Raw genomic sequence first — 16,518 nt, 5'->3', positions numbered from 1 at the left:
TTTGCCAATTTTTATCAACACCCTGCGGCAGTTGTTTAACATTTAGGATTGGTTTTCTGCTGCGGCCAATGCCGCTGCAACCTGTGTTCGGATCACCTCGGGCAACGGGATAGATTGCCCTGTTTGATAGTTTACCCACACCAAAGTGGCTTCACCAATCGCATAGACCGTCTCAGGATCGCCTTGGCGGTAAAAGTGATGGCGCAGTTTTAAGCTAGAACGGCCCAGTTTTTCTACCTCAATGGTGACCTCCACTGTTGCAGGATAGGTCAATTCACGTTTGAACGTGCAACCAGTATGAGCAATCACTGGGCCAGTGGATTCAGGGTTAATCGACAACCCCATGCGATCTAACCAGTTAATCCGCACCTGCTCTAAATAGCGAAAATAATAGGTGTTATTTAAATGCCCAACCGCATCCATATCACCCCAACGCATGGTGATTGTTTCGCGGCCAATCTCCGGATAATGCTTATCCATGTCTCATTTCCTCGCTGTAATTTTTTTAAAAGAAAAGGGGACTACGCGAGTCCCCTTAGGTGTTACGGTAATACTCACATCGGCTTAGAACAATGCTTCATCCAAAGCCATCACCGATTCTGCACCTTGCAGGATGGCAGGAGCCAAACCAGCGATTTGTGGCAACAGATGTTCACCGTAGAAACGTGCAGTCACCAACTTAGCCGACAAGAATTCAGCATCCGCACCGTCTTCTGCCAACTTCGCCTGTGCAATCAACGCTGCACGGCCCATTTGCCAGCCGCCTAACAAAATCCCCATCAGCTTCAAGAAGGGCACGGCACCGGCCGCAGGCAAGCGAGGTTCGTTGCCAAATTTTGCCAAGATAAATTCCACACACTCACCGGCAGCTTGAATACCTGCTTCAAGGTTACGACGAGTTTGTGCGAAGGCCTCGCCCAAGTCAGCCAATTTATCCGCCACCGCTTGCACTTCAGCCAACACAGCACGCGCTGTCGCACCGTTTTCGCTAAAGGTTTTACGGCCAATCAAGTCGAGGGCTTGAATACCGGTGGTGCCTTCGTAAATCGCAGTAATCCGTGCATCACGATAGTATTGTGCTGCACCGGTTTCTTCGATAAAGCCCATACCACCATGCACTTGCACCCCGAGGGAGGTGATTTCGTTGGCTTGCTCGGTGTTCCAACCTTTCACAATTGGAATCAAGAAGTTGACCAAGGCTTGATTACGGGCTTTCTCTTCTGGATTAGGATGGGTTGCTGCGCGGTCGAGGGCAGTGGCGGTGTAATACGACAACGCACGTTGCGCCTCGATTTGTGAACGCATGGTCATCAACATCCGACGCACATCAGGATGACGGATGATGGCAACACCGTTTGGATCGCTTGAACCTAATTCACGCGACTGCACACGGTCACGCGCATACTCAACCGCTTTTTGATAAGCACGGTCGGAAATCGCCATCCCTTCTACACCCACACCCAAGCGCGCATGGTTCATCATGGTGAACATATAGCCCAAGCCTTTATTGGCTTCGCCCACCAGATAACCCACGGCACCGCCTTCATCGCCAAAACTCATCACCGCAGTTGGGCTACCGTGGATGCCTAATTTGTGTTCAATCGACACACAGCGGGCATCGTTACGCGCCCCTAAGCTACCATCGGCATTGACCAAGTATTTTGGTACCACAAATAGGGAAATCCCTTTCACCCCAGCCGGTGCATCTGGCAGACGCGCTAACACCAAGTGAATGATGTTCTCGGCCATATCATGCTCACCCCAAGTGATAAAGATTTTTTGGCCGGTAACCAGATACGAACCATCACCACTAGGATGAGGCACGGCTTTTGAGCGGATTTGTGCTAAATCCGAACCCGCTTGTGGTTCGGTTAAGTTCATGGTGCCAGTCCATACGCCTTCACACATTTTAGGCAGATAGACAGCTTTTAATTCTTCAGAAGCATGATGATTCAACGCCTCGATTGCGCCCAAAGTCAGCAGAGGTGCCAACGAGAACGATAAGTTGGAAGCACACCACATTTCTTCAGTTGCCATCGCCACCAATGCTGGCAGACCTTGGCCACCAAATTCAGCCGGTGCACGCAACCCCACCCAGCCAGATTCTTGGAACTGTTGATAGGCTTCTTTAAACCCTTCGGCGGTGGTAACGGTATAGTTTTCCCACTTATTACCTTTGTCACCCGCCCAGTTGATGGGTGCCAACACGCCTTCGGCAAATTTCGCTGCTTCTTCGGTGATGGCATCCACCAACTCGACGTTGCAGTCTTCATAACCGGGTAAAGTACATACGGCTGGCAGATCAGCCAGCTCATTCATTACAAAGCGAATCTCTTTCAAAGGGACTTGATAGCTCATTTTTTTATGCTCCTCAATTTATTCCGGATACAAAAAACGGCCACCACCCCGATAACAGGAACAGATGGCCGCTTGATAGACCGCTTAGTCGTGGACGAGTCGGACTACAATTACTTCGACAATTCGCTCATCAACTCAGGGACAACCGAGAACAGGTCGCCCACAATGCCGTAGTCAGCCACTTGGAAAATCGGGGCTTCTTCGTCTTTGTTGACAGCAACAATAATTTTGGAATCTTTCATCCCTGCCAAGTGCTGAATCGCACCAGAGATACCCACCGCCAAGTAGAGCTGAGGTGCCACCACTTTACCGGTTTGACCGACTTGGTAATCGTTTGGTGCATAACCCGCATCAACAGCAGCACGAGACGCACCAACAGCAGCACCCAACTTATCAGCCAAAGGTTCGATCACTGCGCTGAATTGTTCAGCAGAACCTAAAGCACGACCACCGGATACAATCACTTTTGCTGCGGTCAGTTCTGGACGATCCGACTTGGTCAGTTCAGCACCAACAAATCTAGACAAACCTGCTTCAGCGCCAGCGGCTGTGTTTTCAACCGCAGCGTTACCGCCCTCGCCAGCCGCTTCGAAAGCAGTGGTACGGACAGTAATCACTTTAACGGCATCAGCAGATTTCACTGTGGCCAAGACGTTACCGGCGTAGATAGGACGCACGAAAGTATCGGCAGCCTCGACAGCGATAATGTCAGAGATTTGTGCCACATCTAACAGTGCTGCCACGCGTGGCAACACGTTTTTACCTGTGGTGGTTGCAGGTGCCAGCACATGGCTGTAGCCACCGGCCTTGCTCACTTCAACCACAACAGGCGCTACGTTTTCAGCCAAAGGATGAGCCAAGTTAGCGCCATCGGCCAACAACACTTTGCTCACACCATCAATTTTGGCGGCAGCAGCGGCAGCAGCGGCAGCATTTGCACCTGCGACTAAAACGTGGATGTCACCGCCGATTTTTTTGGCAGCGGTCACAGTATTCAGAGTGCCCGACTTGATCGAGGCATTGTCGTGTTCAGCAATAACAAGAATAGCCATGGCTTACAGCACCTTTGCTTCGTTTTTCAGTTTCGCGACCAATTCGGCAGCGGAGGCAACTTTAATTCCAGCGGAGCGTTTAGCAGGCTCGGCCACTTTCAAAGTCGTTAAACGAGGGGTGATATCCACACCGAAATCGGCAGGGGCTTTTTTCGCCAGTGGTTTTTTCTTCGCTGCCATGATGTTTGGCAGTTTGACATAGCGTGGTTCATTCAAACGCAAGTCGGTCGTCACCACAGCAGGCAACTTCAACGACACGGTTTCTAAACCACCATCAATTTCGCGGGTGACGTTGACGCTGCCATCAGCCAGATCGACTTTCGAGGCAAAAGTGCCTTGGCCGATATTCATCAGTGCTGCCAGCATTTGGCCGGTTTGGTTGCAATCGTCGTCAATCGCTTGTTTACCCAATACGATCAGCTGTGCTTGCTCTTCTTCTGCAACCGCTTTCAACAGCTTGGCTACAGCTAAAGGCTCCAACACCGCATCGGTTTCAACGTGAACAGCACGGTCAGCACCCATCGCCAACGCGGTACGCAAAGTTTCTTCACATTGCTTGGGTCCCATCGACACCACAACGATTTCGCCTGCTTTGCCGGCTTCTTTTAAGCGCACAGCTTCTTCAACGGCGATTTCGTCAAATGGATTCATCGACATTTTGACGTTAGCAATATCCACATCCGAGCCGTCAGCTTTGACCCGAACTTTTACGTTGTAATCGACAACGCGTTTTACAGCGACGAGAACTTTCATATGCCTCCAAGACGATTCTGATTGTTTGGCTGCGCCCACAGCCCAGCGCTCTTGTTTGTGAGCGATCGACGGAAGCAAAGGTTCCCATCGCACCCACTTAAACGAGCGTTTAACTTATACCGTGAAAACAAGCCGGTGTAAACGGCTGCTTAACGATAGCCCCGATTGTTATTCGGCTGGTCTATGCTTGGCAAGAGCAGAACCCCTTCTTGCAACAATTGGCCACAACTCGTTAAGTTTTGCGAAACAGATTTTCTGATCTGGGCCATCATCTATTCCGCACAGCAAGAAATGGTTACCCAATGCGCGGAAAGCCTCGGGGTTCAGCCCAAGGTCAAGAGTGCGGACGCTGCAAGCGGCCTAGCGGGATGATTTGTTAATCTCTGAATATCAATCAGCTCATCACAACAGCTTGCTATAATTCTGTCATGGAAACCGTCAAAACCCTGAAACTACGCATCAAAGACAAGCACGCGAAAGCGTTGCTGGCGATGGCGCGTGATGTGAATACGGTTTGGAATTTTTGCAACGAAACGCAGTATCGAAGCTTGCGACGTTATACGAATAAGCCGCAGCGTTGGTTATCGGGGTTTGATCTGCAAAAACTCACCAACGGTTTCAGCAAATGCGATGGTGTTTATATTGGCTCAAGCACCCAACAAGCGGTTTGTGAAGAATTTGCAACGCGACTGAGACAGTTCAAAAAACAGCGTCTGAATTGGCGTGTCAGCAACAAGACATCCCCCAAATACTCACTCGGCTGGATCCCCTTTAAAAAAGGTGCGTTAACCTACAAAAATGGCCAAGTTCGCTTTAAGGGTATCCACATGAGTTTGTGGGATTCCTACGGCTTGTCAAAATACGAATTCCGAGCAGGCAGTTTTAACGAAGATTCTCGTGGTCGTTGGTATCTCAACGTGGTGGTCAAGTGTCAAACCGAAGCCAAGCCGGTTCAATATGGCGCGTCAGCCATCGGGATTGATCTGGGTTTAAAAACCCTTGCAACAGACAGCAACGGCGGCAAATTTGAGCCAAAACAGTGGTATCGCGAATCAGAGGCAGCGCTTGGTATTGCGCAACGCGCACGAAAAAAAGCCCGTGTGAGAGCGATACACGCCAAAATCGCCAACCAGCGCAAAGATGCCATCCACAAAGAAACGACACGGCTGGTCAAAGCTCACGCCATCATCTTCGTTGGTAACGTGAACGCCAAAGCCTTAGCAAAAACACCGATGGCAAAATCGGTGCACGATGCGGCATGGACAACGTTCAGAACACAACTCAAGTACAAGGCCATGAGGCAATGTGTGGTGTTCGAGGAAATCAACGAAGCGTTTTCAACCCAAACCTGCTCGTGCTGCGGGAAAATTCCCGCTAGCAGTCCGAAAGGTAGAGCAAGTTTGCGAATAAGAGCATGGATTTGCAGCGAATGCGGCGCAACACACGACCGCGATACCAACGCTGCCAAAAACATTCTCGCGGCGGGACTTCGCCGTCTGGCAGCAGGAATCCCCGCTCTTTAGGGCAGGGAGGAAGTCAAAGAATCTTAAATTGCCTTTCTGCAATAACTGGCACAGAATCTAGCACTGCACCAATTTGATTAACATGTTTTGCACAGGATACAAAATGACTTGTTACTTTGAAGATCTCAGCATTGGCCAAAGCGCAGAATACGCAAAAACCATTACCGAAGCCGATGTGCTGTTGTTCGTTGCAGTGTCGGGTGATGACAACCCTGTTCACATCAATGCCGAATACGCAGAAACCACCATGTTCAAAGGTCGTATCGCTCACGGCATGTTGTCGGCAGGTTTTATCTCCACCGTGTTAGGCACCCGTCTGCCCGGCCCCGGCACCATCTACCTCGGTCAAAACCTGAAATTCAAAGCCCCTGTTCGTATCGGTGATACCGTGACAGCAAAAGTGACCGTGACGGCACTGGATCCTGCGAAAAAACGTGTCACCCTCTCTACCGTGTGCACCGTCAAAGGCAATGTGGTTATCGACGGTGAAGCGGTTGTGATGGCACCAAGCAAAGGTTAATCACGATGGCGAGTTCTGCACACATCATCGCGATTACCGATGGACAAGGGCAGATTCTCGAACCGCTGTGGCTAGAACGTGCTGCAGCGGTCCATCGCCAACTGCGCCCGATGTTGCCAGAAGCCTATGCCGAAAAAATGCAAAGGGTGTTTGCTGGTGGGGCAAGAATGGTGGTGGCGGTACAAGATGAAGTGGTCGTAGGCTTGGCTTTGTACCGTTTATACGAGAATACCTACGAGAATTTACGGCTGTATGTCGATGATCTGGTCACCGACGAGGCCGCCCGGGCGCAGGGAATTGGCAGTCTGTTATTAAATTGGTGTGAAACTCACGCGAAAGCACAAGGTGCAGAATGGTCGGTACTCGACTCTGGCACTTGGCGCACCGATGCCCACCGCCTCTACTTCCGTCACGGCTTTATCATCAGCTCGTTTCACTTCACGCGCAAGCTGTCTTAATCCTCTTAACTCCCCAGCCGCACCATTTCAAGTTGTCGAATTGAGCGGCCTAGAAAACGCTCGCCGATGCTTTGAAAGCGTAAAGGAATGTCTGTCACATAATAGTGATAGTTTGGCATCTCTCGCTGGGGATTCAACAAACCAAGCTCACTCAAGCGGCGGGCGGTGGCCTCAGCAGTGGTAACAGCAGAATCCACAATCGTCATCTCATCACCACACACCTGCTGCAACAACGGCTTAATCAAAGGATAGTGGGTACAGCCCAACACCAGCGTATCCACATCCTCGACTAACACAGACTTCAGATATTCTTCCGCCGTCAACCGCGTTACCGGATGATCTAGCCATCCCTCTTCCACCAACGGCACAAACAACGGACAGGCTTGCGAATACACCCGCACATCAGGATGAAGATGATGAATCGCCCGCGCATAGGCATTGCTATTCACCGTGGTCGGCGTGGCAATCACACCAATCGCCCCAGAACGCGTGACCCGTGCTGCGGCACGCGCCCCAGCATCAATCACATCCAGCACCGGCACCGCACCCGCCACCTGTTTCACCACCTCAACCGCCACCGCCGCCATCGTATTACACGCAATAATCAAGGCTTTGACTTCACGCTGTAGCAAAAACTCGGCAATTTGACGGGTAAAGTCTTCAATCGTAGCGACAGATTTCACCCCATACGGCACCCGAGCACTGTCACCAAAATAGACAATATCTTCAAACGGCAATCGGTCCATCAATGCGCGAACCACTGTCAATCCGCCAATCCCAGAATCAAAAACGCCTATTGGCCGCCGGTCGGCTGTGCTCATTCCGTCTTACTCACTTTCAAAAAACAAATGGCTGTTTGAGGGGCTGCGGCATCATACCACGCCATGTTGTGCCAACGCCCACCCGACATGTTCCCGCACTAAATCCGAAGTATCTGCCGCCCGTTGTTGTAAAACCTGAATCACCTCTGGCTGTGTAGGCGCATTACCTAAAGCCACAGCAATATTACGCGACCATTGCTCAAAACCAATCCGATAGATCGCACTGCCGGCCATTCTTTGGGCAAATTCGGCCTCAGTCCAACTAAACAGTTCAACCAGCGTTAATTGATCGAGCTGATGACGAGTTGCAAAATCGGTCAGGGGACTCAGTTGGGCAAACCGATTCCACGGGCACACCAACTGACAATCATCACAACCATAAATGCGATTACCCAATAAAGGGCGCAGAGGGTGTGGAATTGGGCCACGATGTTCAATCGTCAGGTAAGACACACACAGCCGCGCATCAACCTTGTACGGCGCCACAATTGCACCAGTGGGGCAGGCATCTAAACAACGACGGCAGCGCCCACAATGGGCCGGCACAGGTTCCGTTGTCGGCAACGGCAAATCGGTCACAATTTCACCCAAAAAGAAAAACGATCCTTCACGGCCATCGAGCAATAAAGTGTGTTTACCGCGCCAGCCCAGCCCCCCCGCCTGCGCTAATTCCACTTCCATTAACGGCGCACTATCAGTGAAAACACGATAACCAAATGGCCCAAGATATTCTGTCATCTGGGTTGCCAATTTTTGTAAGCGTTGTCGCAATACTTTGTGATAATCGCGCCCTAAGGCATAACGAGAAATATACCCTTGCTGCGGTTGAGCAAGCGCCTGTTGTGCCTCGGCAGGGGAATGCGGTAAATAAGGCATCCGCAGCGATAAAATACTGACCGCACCCTCAACCAGTTGCGTCGGATCGGCGCGTAAATGGGCATGATGTTGTAAATAGCCCATCTCACCATGACAGCCTTCGGCCAACCATGCTTGCAAACGTGCCACGGCATCCGGTGAAATACGAGCCGCACTGATCGATAATCCAGAAAAGCCTAACTCATCGGCCCAGACTTTGATTTGCTCAAGAAATCCGCGATAATCAACCACTTGCGGCACCGCTATTTGATAAATTGTTTACCATTTATGACCTATTCTTTTGACAGCCTGACGATTGATTTGCCTGATGAAGAGGCCACTTTGGCCGCAGGCCACGCACTGGCACAGTGTTTGCAGGCCGGCATGACCGTCTATTTACAAGGTGACTTAGGGGCAGGGAAGACCACCCTCAGCCGTGGTTTGCTGCGAGGATTGGGTCATCAAGGCCGAGTCAAAAGCCCGACTTATACCCTCGTTGAGCCCTATTCTTTGGCAAAAGCAGAAGTGTATCATTTCGACCTCTATCGTTTTGCCGACCCCGATGAGTGGTTTGAAGCGGGATTTGATGAATATTTTCATCCACAATCGTTGGTCTTGATTGAATGGCCCGACAAGGCCGCCGGTTTAACCCCACCGCCCGACCTCACGCTTTCGCTTGCGGTGCAAAATACGGGTCGGGTGTTGCAGCTTTTTTCTCATACAGATACGGGACGCACATGTCTGAACACGCTATCAATCTAAACCGCCGCCGTTTGTTACAAGCGGGTGCAGCTGGTTTACTGCTCACCGTGTCGCGAGTGGGTATGGCAGCGGCTGCCAGTGAGATTATTGCTGTGCGGACATGGCCTTCGGACACCTATACCCGCGTCACGCTCGAAGCTTCCAATTCTCTGAAGTTCAAATATTTCACCATTAAAGACCCTGAACGATTGGTAGTGGATGTGGAAGGGGTGCAGCTCAATGCCATGCTGCGAGCGCTCAATGGACAAGTGGTTGACGATCCCTTTATCCGTGCAGCACGGGCGGGTCAATTTACACCAACCACCGTACGCATCGTGCTCGACCTCAAAAACGAAGTCAGTCCACAGGTCTTTACCCTGCCGCCGGTGGCGGAATATCGGCATCGGCTGGTGATCGATCTCTACCCAACCCACAGCGATGACCCACTGTTAGCACTGCTCAATGAATTCAACAAAGGCGACTTAGACAAAGACGACAAGAGCGCACAAAGTCAGCCAGAAAAAAATCAGAAAAAAGCAGAACGCGATAACAAAGGCGATAAGCCGGACTCAACAGAACCAGAAAAGACAGCCAAGGCAGATAAAAACGATAAACCACGTCGAGAAAGCAAACGCGATCAAGACGATGATGACAAGCCGAGTAAAAATAACAGCCGTGGGACACGCCCGTTTACAGTCATGATCGACCCAGGCCACGGCGGGGAAGACCCAGGCGCCATTGGGCCATCGGGGACGCGAGAAAAAGATGTGGTATTGGCGATTTCGCGCTTATTGAAAAAACGTATTGATGCCATGCCTGGTATGCGTGCCTATCTCACCCGCGATGCCGATATTTTTATTCCGCTTGGGGTTCGCGTCGCCAAAGCACGACAGGTGCGCGCCGATTTATTTATCTCGGTTCATGCCGATGCTTTTATTCAATCGAGTGCACGCGGCTCGTCAGTCTTTACCTTATCTGAGAAGGGCGCCACCAGCACCGCCGCCAAATGGTTGGCTCAAACACAAAACGATGCCGATTTGGTCGGTGGAGTGAAAATCAACACCAAAGATAAATATCTGGCCCACACCCTGCTGGATCTGACCCAAACCGCCACCATCAACGACAGCGTGCGTTTAGCCAACTCGGTGTTAAAACAACTCGGTGGCATTAACCGCTTGCACAAAAATCAGGTTGAACAAGCAGGATTCGCGGTACTGAAAGCGCCTGATATTCCTTCGATTTTGGTCGAAACGGCGTTTATCAGTAATCCCGATGAAGAAGCCAAACTGGTCAATCGCGCCCATCAAGAGCGCATTGCCGATGCCATGTTGCAAGGCATTAAGTCCTATACCAATCGCGGCCCAATCGTCGCTCGCAGTTAGGGCCGCTTAGGTGGGCGATCAAACGGTAGGGTATAAAAAACATCGATGGCGTTTTCCGAGCCAGTCCGCCCAATCAACGACCAATGTTTTGACAATCGGTAGCTAATCAACATCAGTTGTGTCGTGCCAGACAAACTTTGTTGATAGCTAATCGACAGGGCATCGGATAAACGCTTACCCACCGAAAGCAGTTGTTGTTGTGGGCTTTGTGCTTGGCTGCCTTTGACTTGGCGGATGGACAGCTCATCTAAACCAAACGTATCGGCGATACGCTGTTGCACCGACACAGCATCACGATCTGATAGCAAAGCACTGCCAGCGGCTAGCAATAGCCCAACATCGCCGCTACTGCCACCGGCAAAACTATCCCGTCCCAAAATCAACCATGACAATTTTTGGGCATCCGGCACCGTAGGTTCTGACACCAAACGCGCTTTTGGTTGTAAAGCTGAGCCGGTGATCGCCACCCCTGCCTCCACAGCCAAACCACGGCGCATGGCGACAATATCCAGCGCCGGATTCTCCGCCAATCCTTGGAACGTCACTTCGCCGCGCTCAATCGCTAATTCCTGCCCATAAGCGGTGAATTTGCCACGATCGACGCGAATCACACCACTTAATTGTGGCGCTTGTTTGGGAAGGGCTTTTAATAACAGCTCACCGGATAACCACGCATCCAACCCCCGTCCCCGCACATGCAACGCTTCTTCCGGCAGACTAATATTTAACTGCACCTGTAACGGCAACGTGGCCGGCGGCGCAGGCAACGGACGAGCCCGACCTTTCACCACCACATCGGCAGCCAGTTGTGGTGCATCGCCCTCGGGCACATCCATCATCCCCCGCACCACCACCAACTTACCCAACAGCTGTATCCCCGAGGCATCGACTGTCGCTTGAGTTTGCCCAGACACCACCAATTCACGCGATGGGGTTTGACGGAGTAAGAGTTGATCTAACACCAATTCAGCACTGCCACGGACGGGAGCGGCCAGCAAATCAAATTGACCATTTTGTAAACGCAGACTGCCTTGCTGCCCTTGAAAGCTCAGCGTTTCAATTTGCAAGCGGTTATCACGCATTTGGGCGCGGAGTTGGCCCTGTTGCCACGCAATACCATATTGCTCAGCCTGTATCGTCAAACGATCACCAGACAGTTGACCTTGCCACAGAGGACGTTGCCAACTGCCACCAAGGGTCAAGGCAGCGGATAATTGACCACTGGCTTTTCCCTGCGGCCATAGTGCATGGCTAATCGGGGTTAAATCTGCTAACTGCCATTGCACTTGGCCTTGTAATGGGCTGTCTGGGTGGAGCTGTCCTTGCCGTAGTGGCAGTTGGGCCGAGGCGGTCAGTTGTCCAGCAACACTTTGCCATTGCGTCCGCAATGTCAGTTGTTGTTGGGCAAAAACCGCTTGCAATGTCGCTTGCCGCAGTTGTAATGGTAAAGGCTGACTGGCGGTGTGTTGGGGAACGACGGTGATATCGCCTTGTTCACGCTGTAGATTAACCTGCCCCTGCCATTCCCCTGCTTGGTTTTGCACATTCCATTCTGCGGCCAGTTGTAACTGACTTTCTAAGTGCCAATCCGGTTGTTGTAGCCACACCGCCGGTAGCCACAAAGTCGGCACTATCCCTTTAGCCCAGCCTCGGCTTTGCCAGCCTTGTGGCCGCCATTGCAGCTGTTGTAGGCTAAGTTCACCTTGTGCCAGCTTAAAACGTGCATTTTCTAGCGAGATTGCCGAGGGAGACATCATCAGTGCAGTTGGAGCCATTAAGGTCACGGAATAGGCACCAGCTTGTTGTTGCCATTGCTGCCATGTGCCACGCCACGTCATATCATGCTCTTGAAATCCCCCCTGCCACCGCAGTTGATTTTGTACCGCTTGCCCTGCGACATCAGCCGTCATTTGCAGTTGCAGCTGATGGTGCTGGCGTTGACCCTGTCCTTGCAACAACAGCTGGGACACCGCAATTTTTTGCCGTGGCAGACGCAGTTGGCGCAATGCCACATTGATTTTGAATGGACTGGTAGCCGCTAATTGCAGCTCACCACGACCTTCGGCCTCTGCCACACTCAACCATTGCGGCCATACTACTTGTTTGGCTTGTAGTTCAAACTGCACCTCTGGCGCAGTAAAACGGCCAGCAACGTGTGCTTTGGCCTGTACCTGACCGCTAAAATCACTACCCAGCTGAGCCAAGTTAGACGCGTTAATCTGTGCCGTCAATCGGTCACCAACCTGTCCAAAGGCACCGGCTAGCGACAGTTGATTGCTGCCCAGACGCAGTGATAACTGTGGTACCTGTAAGCGTTCGGCTTGCCACTGCAACACCCCTTCACCTTGCAAGGGCTGTTGTTGCAGTTGGCTAGGCAACAGGGCAAATTGCAGTTTTCCTAACCATTGATCTTTGAATTGCCCTTCGGCGGTAAAAGATAAGCCAAGCTTGCCCTGCGGCCAGTCTGGATGATAGTGCGCTGGATTTAAGCCTTGTAATTCGCCGGTCAGTGCAAGCTGTGCCGACTGCTGTCTGGTTGCAGCTTGCCATGCCCCTGTGGCCTGTAGTGAACCTGCCCCATCTTGCAACCGCAGTTGTGACAGTTTCACCGCTTGTAAAGCAAATTTGCCCCGAGTATCACCGACCAAATCAGCGGCAAGCGTCAAACGACGTTGCTGTTCGGTTACCTTCGCCTGTAATACCAGTGCTTGCCACGGGCCAGCCAGTTGTAAATCCAACGCCGGTTGTAGCGGCGGTAAATCAGGGGCCAACTGAGCCAGTTGTAATGGCTGTGTGGTGTGTAATTGGGCTTGCAGCTGCTCAGCACTGACCGTCATTGCCGCCTGTAATGGCCCGCCGAGGGTATCGATTGTGAAGTGGTCAAACATCAGCTTCGGTTCGCGCCATTGCCATCTCGCCTCAATGCGCCGCACCGGCACACCCTTCCCCCACTTGGCCGGCTGTTGATTGTCTAACCAAAATTCGCCTTGCATCGCCTGTTGATCGCCCTGTGCCCGAAACTCGGCTTGCCATTGCCCAGCGGGTAAAGTCGGTAACCACTGTTGCGGATTAAACTGCCGCACATGGCCTTGTAACCAAGCGATTTTTTGCCACGGCGCAGCGGCAAAGGGAAAAGCAGTCAGTTGCAGATGGCTATTGAAATCGCTGGCATGGCGAGCCTGTAAGGCAACACCGATGCGTGCTAATTGACCGCGCAAGGCGAGGGTACCGTGGGCGGTGGCTTGTCCTGCTTGAAAATCAATATCGGCTTGCAGTGGGAAGGGGGCTTTGCCATCGAGGCGGAGACGGCCTTGTGCTTGTGTCAGAAGAAGTGGGCTATCGAGTTGTTGCAGTTGTAATTGATGTTGTCGGCCATCGCTGCCAAAACGCAACGCCACTTGTTGCATCAACAGCGTCTGTTCTGGCCCCCATAACAACGCGGCCAGTTCAAAGCGATCGACGGCCACCGCCAACGGCAGTTGTAAATCGGTCGGAGCCTGTGGCGGGGTATCATCCGCTTGGCTGGTAATATGTAGCTGCCCAAGTTGTAATTGCCGCCAATGCAGTTGACCTTGCCTCAAGGCCGCAAAATCCCAATCCCAACGCAATTGGGAAAGGCGCACTTGTATGGTCGGTAAGGTCAGAACAATGCCCTGCGCCTGCCATTGTTGGGTCACAATTCCTTGGCTATCGGCGATAGAAACCACGCCTTGTCCCCAACGATTGAGCTGATCGACTACCCACCGGCTACCGCCCTCGCTGCTGAGTAGCCCCAAGATCAACAACAAGCCGGCCAGCCCAAGCAAGAAAGCAGCACTTCCCCATCGCAGCAAGCGTCGCACTTACCACCCCATATTCAAAGCAAAATGCAAGCGCCAGCGTTGGGTCGCTTCGCCATAGGCAACGTCCAAAGCCAAAGGGCCAACGGGACTGGCCCAACGTGCCCCCACGCCATAACCGCGTTTTAAATTTAAAGCCGGCCAATGGCTAGTGGCATCACCGACATCAATAAAAACGGCGCTGCCCCACTGTGGGGTCATCGGATAGACATATTCCGCACTGGCCGCCATCATCACCCGCCCGCCCAACACACTTTGTCCTTGTCGTACGCCAAGACTTTCAAAATCATAGCCGCGAACGGTTTGGCTACCACCGATACGAAATAACAAATCGGTGGGAACTTCCGCCCCTTGCTCTGCCCACACTTGCCCCGCCTCGGCACGCAATAACAGATAGCCCCAACGCCGTTCCGGCAGAGGGAGATAACGCACACCGCGTGCATAACCGCGCACCATTGACGTATCAGACAAAGCGCCACGCACCGCGCCGCCCAGCTCGAATTGCCACGCGTAACCGCGCTGTGGGTTGAGGGCTGGCGTCAGTTGCCGTTGACTCCACACATAGTTGGCCCATAACACTTGTGTTCGCCGAACCGGTGCCGCAATCGGTTCGGCCCGTTCGCGTTGGTATTGCAACGCCAGCGTGGTATCGATTTGCTGACGTTGTCGGCTGCGGCTGAGTGAAATTTTGTCGCGTTGTAATGGCAGGTTTTCTAAATCTTGTCGTTCTTCCACAAAGGCAAAGCGGTGACGATAGCCTTTTTCATCAACAGGTAGCCGTACACCCAATTCAAGCTGCTGTTGCTTCTGTTCCCATTTCAACCCCGCTTCGGCCATCCAGCCCCAACCGAACAGATTATGATGGCGATAGTTGATTTCGCTACGGTAGCCGGTGTTGCTGCTATAGCCGGCCCCCAAAGCAAAACGCTGTTGTGGCCCTTCTTCAACTGCCACCCGAACCGGAATTTGTTGGGCCTGTGCCAAACTGACATCACTATCCACAAACACCCGAGCAAAATAGGGCGTGCTTTGCAAAGCGGTTTGAAAATCTAACAGGCTGTCTTGTCGGTAATCGTCGCCAGTCTGAAACGGGGCGAGGTGGCGAATCACGGTGTCGGGATAGCGTTGCAACCCCTCAATGCTGATTTCACCTAGACGGTAGGGGACACCGCTGTCATAGCGTAAGACTAATTTGGCTTGCGCGGTTTCAGGGTCAACCTCTGCTTGGCTAAACGTCAGTGTTGCCGCCGGATAGCGATCAATTAACAGCTGTTGCAGCCCCTTTTTTTTCGCCTCGGCCCACAACGCACTGGTAAAAGGCAAGCCCCGTTCTAACCCCATCGCCAGCCGCATTTGCCGCCGCCGTGCCGCATAATCATCGCGTTGTGCAATCTCGCCCTCGAGCTGAAATTGCACTTCGCCGATGGTCGTTTGTGGGCCTAATTCAACGATAAAACGGGGTGGGTGGCTGGTATCGTCCAAACGGACAACAGAGGAAAAATAGCCTTCGCTGGCTAATAGATCATGGATATGTTGCGGTGTCTGTTGTAACAAGCGCTGCCACTGCGCCTCACTGACGCGGTCATCACCGCGCCAGCGCATCACTTCCAGATGTTTTTCTAACAGGCTACGCAATGAATCATCGGCAAGTTGGATAACCAGCTGCGGCGCCGCCAATGCTGACGCACACAGCAGCCATCCACCCAGCACACCGAGCACCCCACGCCAGCGCATCACGGTAATTTCCGGTACTGCACATCGAGGATTTCGATGTCCTCAAACCCAGCAGGGGTACGCAAACGCACCACATCGCCTTCTCGCGCCTTGAGTAAGGTGCGCGCAATCGGTGAAATCCAACTCACCCGCCCTTGGCTGAGATCCACTTCATCAATCCCAACAATCGACAGCGTTTGTTCTTCACCACTTTGCCGCCATACCGTTACCGTCGCGCCGAAAAACACCTGATCGGTGGCTTCGCGGGTTTCTGGATCCACCACTTCGGCGATTTCCAACCGCTTGGTCAAAAACCGAATGCGGCGATCAATTTCACGCAATCGCCGCTTACCATACAGATAGTCGCCATTTTCTGAGCGATCACCGTTTCCTGCGGCCCAACTCACCACATTCACCACTTCGGGCCGTTCTTTATGCACCAGCTGGTACAGCTCATCTTTCATGCGCTGCCAACCAGCTGGCGTCATATAGTTACGGCCGGT

The 16,518-nt window shown here is 52.3% G+C and carries 14 protein-coding genes; 5 read left to right on the top strand and 9 right to left on the bottom strand.

What is annotated here, in order from left to right; translation table 11 throughout:
• Positions 1-42: 42 nt before the first annotated feature.
• The 4 genes from G465_RS0102545 to G465_RS0102530 all read right to left on the bottom strand — a co-directional run bounded on the left by G465_RS0102545 (position 43) and on the right by G465_RS0102530 (position 4,163).
• The gene (locus G465_RS0102545; protein WP_022652917.1) at positions 43-480 is read right to left on the bottom strand and encodes an acyl-CoA thioesterase; all 438 of its coding nucleotides are present in this window, start codon (positions 478-480) and stop codon (positions 43-45) included.
• 84 nt (positions 481-564) lie between these two features.
• Entirely contained in the window at positions 565-2,358 is a 1,794-nt protein-coding gene (locus G465_RS0102540; protein ID WP_022652916.1) for an acyl-CoA dehydrogenase C-terminal domain-containing protein, read from the bottom strand.
• A 110-nt stretch (positions 2,359-2,468) separates the two neighbouring features.
• Positions 2,469-3,410 (bottom strand): electron transfer flavoprotein subunit alpha/FixB family protein, encoded by a 942-nt coding sequence (locus tag G465_RS0102535; protein ID WP_022652915.1) that lies wholly within the window; start codon positions 3,408-3,410, stop codon positions 2,469-2,471.
• A 3-nt stretch (positions 3,411-3,413) separates the two neighbouring features.
• A complete protein-coding gene (locus G465_RS0102530) occupies positions 3,414-4,163 on the bottom strand; it encodes an electron transfer flavoprotein subunit beta/FixA family protein (protein ID WP_022652914.1) in 750 nt (249 codons plus the stop codon).
• A 428-nt stretch (positions 4,164-4,591) separates the two neighbouring features.
• On the opposite strand from G465_RS0102530, the gene G465_RS0102525 reads away from it, so the two are divergent.
• The 3 genes from G465_RS0102525 (at position 4,592) to G465_RS0102515 (ending at position 6,664) form a co-directional block, all read left to right on the top strand.
• Positions 4,592-5,686, top strand: coding sequence for an RNA-guided endonuclease InsQ/TnpB family protein (locus G465_RS0102525; protein WP_022652913.1), 1,095 nt, complete (start codon positions 4,592-4,594; stop codon positions 5,684-5,686).
• 103 nt (positions 5,687-5,789) lie between these two features.
• Positions 5,790-6,206, top strand: a complete 417-nt coding sequence (locus tag G465_RS0102520; RefSeq protein ID WP_022652912.1) for a MaoC family dehydratase — start codon at positions 5,790-5,792, stop codon at positions 6,204-6,206.
• A 5-nt stretch (positions 6,207-6,211) separates the two neighbouring features.
• Positions 6,212-6,664: a GNAT family N-acetyltransferase gene (locus G465_RS0102515; RefSeq protein ID WP_022652911.1), complete on the top strand. Its 453-nt coding sequence runs from the start codon at positions 6,212-6,214 to the stop codon at positions 6,662-6,664.
• A gap of 5 nt (positions 6,665-6,669) precedes the next feature.
• Here G465_RS0102515 and murI read toward each other — a convergent pair whose 3' ends face one another.
• On the bottom strand, positions 6,670-7,485 hold the full coding sequence (murI, locus tag G465_RS0102510) for a glutamate racemase (RefSeq protein ID WP_022652910.1): 816 nt from the start codon (positions 7,483-7,485) through the stop codon (positions 6,670-6,672).
• A 51-nt stretch (positions 7,486-7,536) separates the two neighbouring features.
• Complete coding sequence (gene queG / locus G465_RS0102505; protein ID WP_027405102.1) at positions 7,537-8,592, bottom strand: tRNA epoxyqueuosine(34) reductase QueG; 1,056 nt, start codon at positions 8,590-8,592, stop codon at positions 7,537-7,539.
• 36 nt (positions 8,593-8,628) lie between these two features.
• Between queG and tsaE the strand changes: the two genes are divergently transcribed.
• Both tsaE and G465_RS0102495 read left to right on the top strand, forming a co-directional pair.
• Positions 8,629-9,102, top strand: coding sequence for a tRNA (adenosine(37)-N6)-threonylcarbamoyltransferase complex ATPase subunit type 1 TsaE (gene tsaE / locus G465_RS0102500; protein ID WP_022652908.1), 474 nt, complete (start codon positions 8,629-8,631; stop codon positions 9,100-9,102).
• Positions 9,078-10,463, top strand: a complete 1,386-nt coding sequence (locus G465_RS0102495; protein WP_022652907.1) for an N-acetylmuramoyl-L-alanine amidase — start codon at positions 9,078-9,080, stop codon at positions 10,461-10,463. The genes tsaE and G465_RS0102495 overlap by 25 nt, the downstream gene beginning before the upstream one ends.
• Here G465_RS0102495 and G465_RS0102490 read toward each other — a convergent pair.
• The 3 genes from G465_RS0102490 to greB are packed head-to-tail and all read right to left on the bottom strand — an operon-like array spanning position 10,460 to position 16,503.
• Complete coding sequence (locus G465_RS0102490; RefSeq protein WP_022652906.1) at positions 10,460-14,305, bottom strand: translocation/assembly module TamB domain-containing protein; 3,846 nt, start codon at positions 14,303-14,305, stop codon at positions 10,460-10,462. The two genes, G465_RS0102495 and G465_RS0102490, sit on opposite strands and share 4 nt — an antisense overlap.
• The gene (locus tag G465_RS0102485) at positions 14,306-16,036 is read right to left on the bottom strand and encodes an autotransporter assembly complex protein TamA (protein ID WP_022652905.1); all 1,731 of its coding nucleotides are present in this window, start codon (positions 16,034-16,036) and stop codon (positions 14,306-14,308) included.
• Positions 16,036-16,503 carry a transcription elongation factor GreB gene (greB, locus tag G465_RS0102480; protein ID WP_040399031.1) on the bottom strand — a complete coding sequence of 156 codons (468 nt, stop codon included), beginning with the start codon at positions 16,501-16,503 and terminating at the stop codon, positions 16,036-16,038. Before greB ends, G465_RS0102485 begins: the two co-directional genes overlap by 1 nt.
• Positions 16,504-16,518 lie beyond the last annotated feature (15 nt).

This window comes from Aquaspirillum serpens DSM 68, assembly GCF_000420525.1.
Classification (GTDB): Bacteria; Pseudomonadota; Gammaproteobacteria; order Burkholderiales; family Aquaspirillaceae; genus Aquaspirillum; species Aquaspirillum serpens.
The sequence above is the reverse complement of the archived record's forward strand: the minus strand, read 5'-3'. Positions and strand labels throughout refer to the sequence as shown.

Coding starts and splice junctions, on each gene's coding strand:
- G465_RS0102535 (WP_022652915.1), bottom strand. CDS start 3,410: ATGGCTATTCTTGTTATTGCTGAACACGACAATGCCTCGATCAAGTCG.
- G465_RS0102520 (WP_022652912.1), top strand. CDS start 5,790: ATGACTTGTTACTTTGAAGATCTCAGCATTGGCCAAAGCGCAGAATAC.
- G465_RS0102525 (WP_022652913.1), top strand. CDS start 4,592: ATGGAAACCGTCAAAACCCTGAAACTACGCATCAAAGACAAGCACGCG.
- G465_RS0102515 (WP_022652911.1), top strand. CDS start 6,212: ATGGCGAGTTCTGCACACATCATCGCGATTACCGATGGACAAGGGCAG.
- G465_RS0102485 (WP_022652905.1), bottom strand. CDS start 16,036: ATGCGCTGGCGTGGGGTGCTCGGTGTGCTGGGTGGATGGCTGCTGTGT.
- murI (WP_022652910.1), bottom strand. CDS start 7,485: ATGAGCACAGCCGACCGGCGGCCAATAGGCGTTTTTGATTCTGGGATT.
- G465_RS0102540 (WP_022652916.1), bottom strand. CDS start 2,358: ATGAGCTATCAAGTCCCTTTGAAAGAGATTCGCTTTGTAATGAATGAG.
- G465_RS0102495 (WP_022652907.1), top strand. CDS start 9,078: ATGTCTGAACACGCTATCAATCTAAACCGCCGCCGTTTGTTACAAGCG.
- G465_RS0102530 (WP_022652914.1), bottom strand. CDS start 4,163: ATGAAAGTTCTCGTCGCTGTAAAACGCGTTGTCGATTACAACGTAAAA.
- G465_RS0102545 (WP_022652917.1), bottom strand. CDS start 480: ATGGATAAGCATTATCCGGAGATTGGCCGCGAAACAATCACCATGCGT.
- tsaE (WP_022652908.1), top strand. CDS start 8,629: ATGACCTATTCTTTTGACAGCCTGACGATTGATTTGCCTGATGAAGAG.
- greB (WP_040399031.1), bottom strand. CDS start 16,503: ATGACGCCAGCTGGTTGGCAGCGCATGAAAGATGAGCTGTACCAGCTG.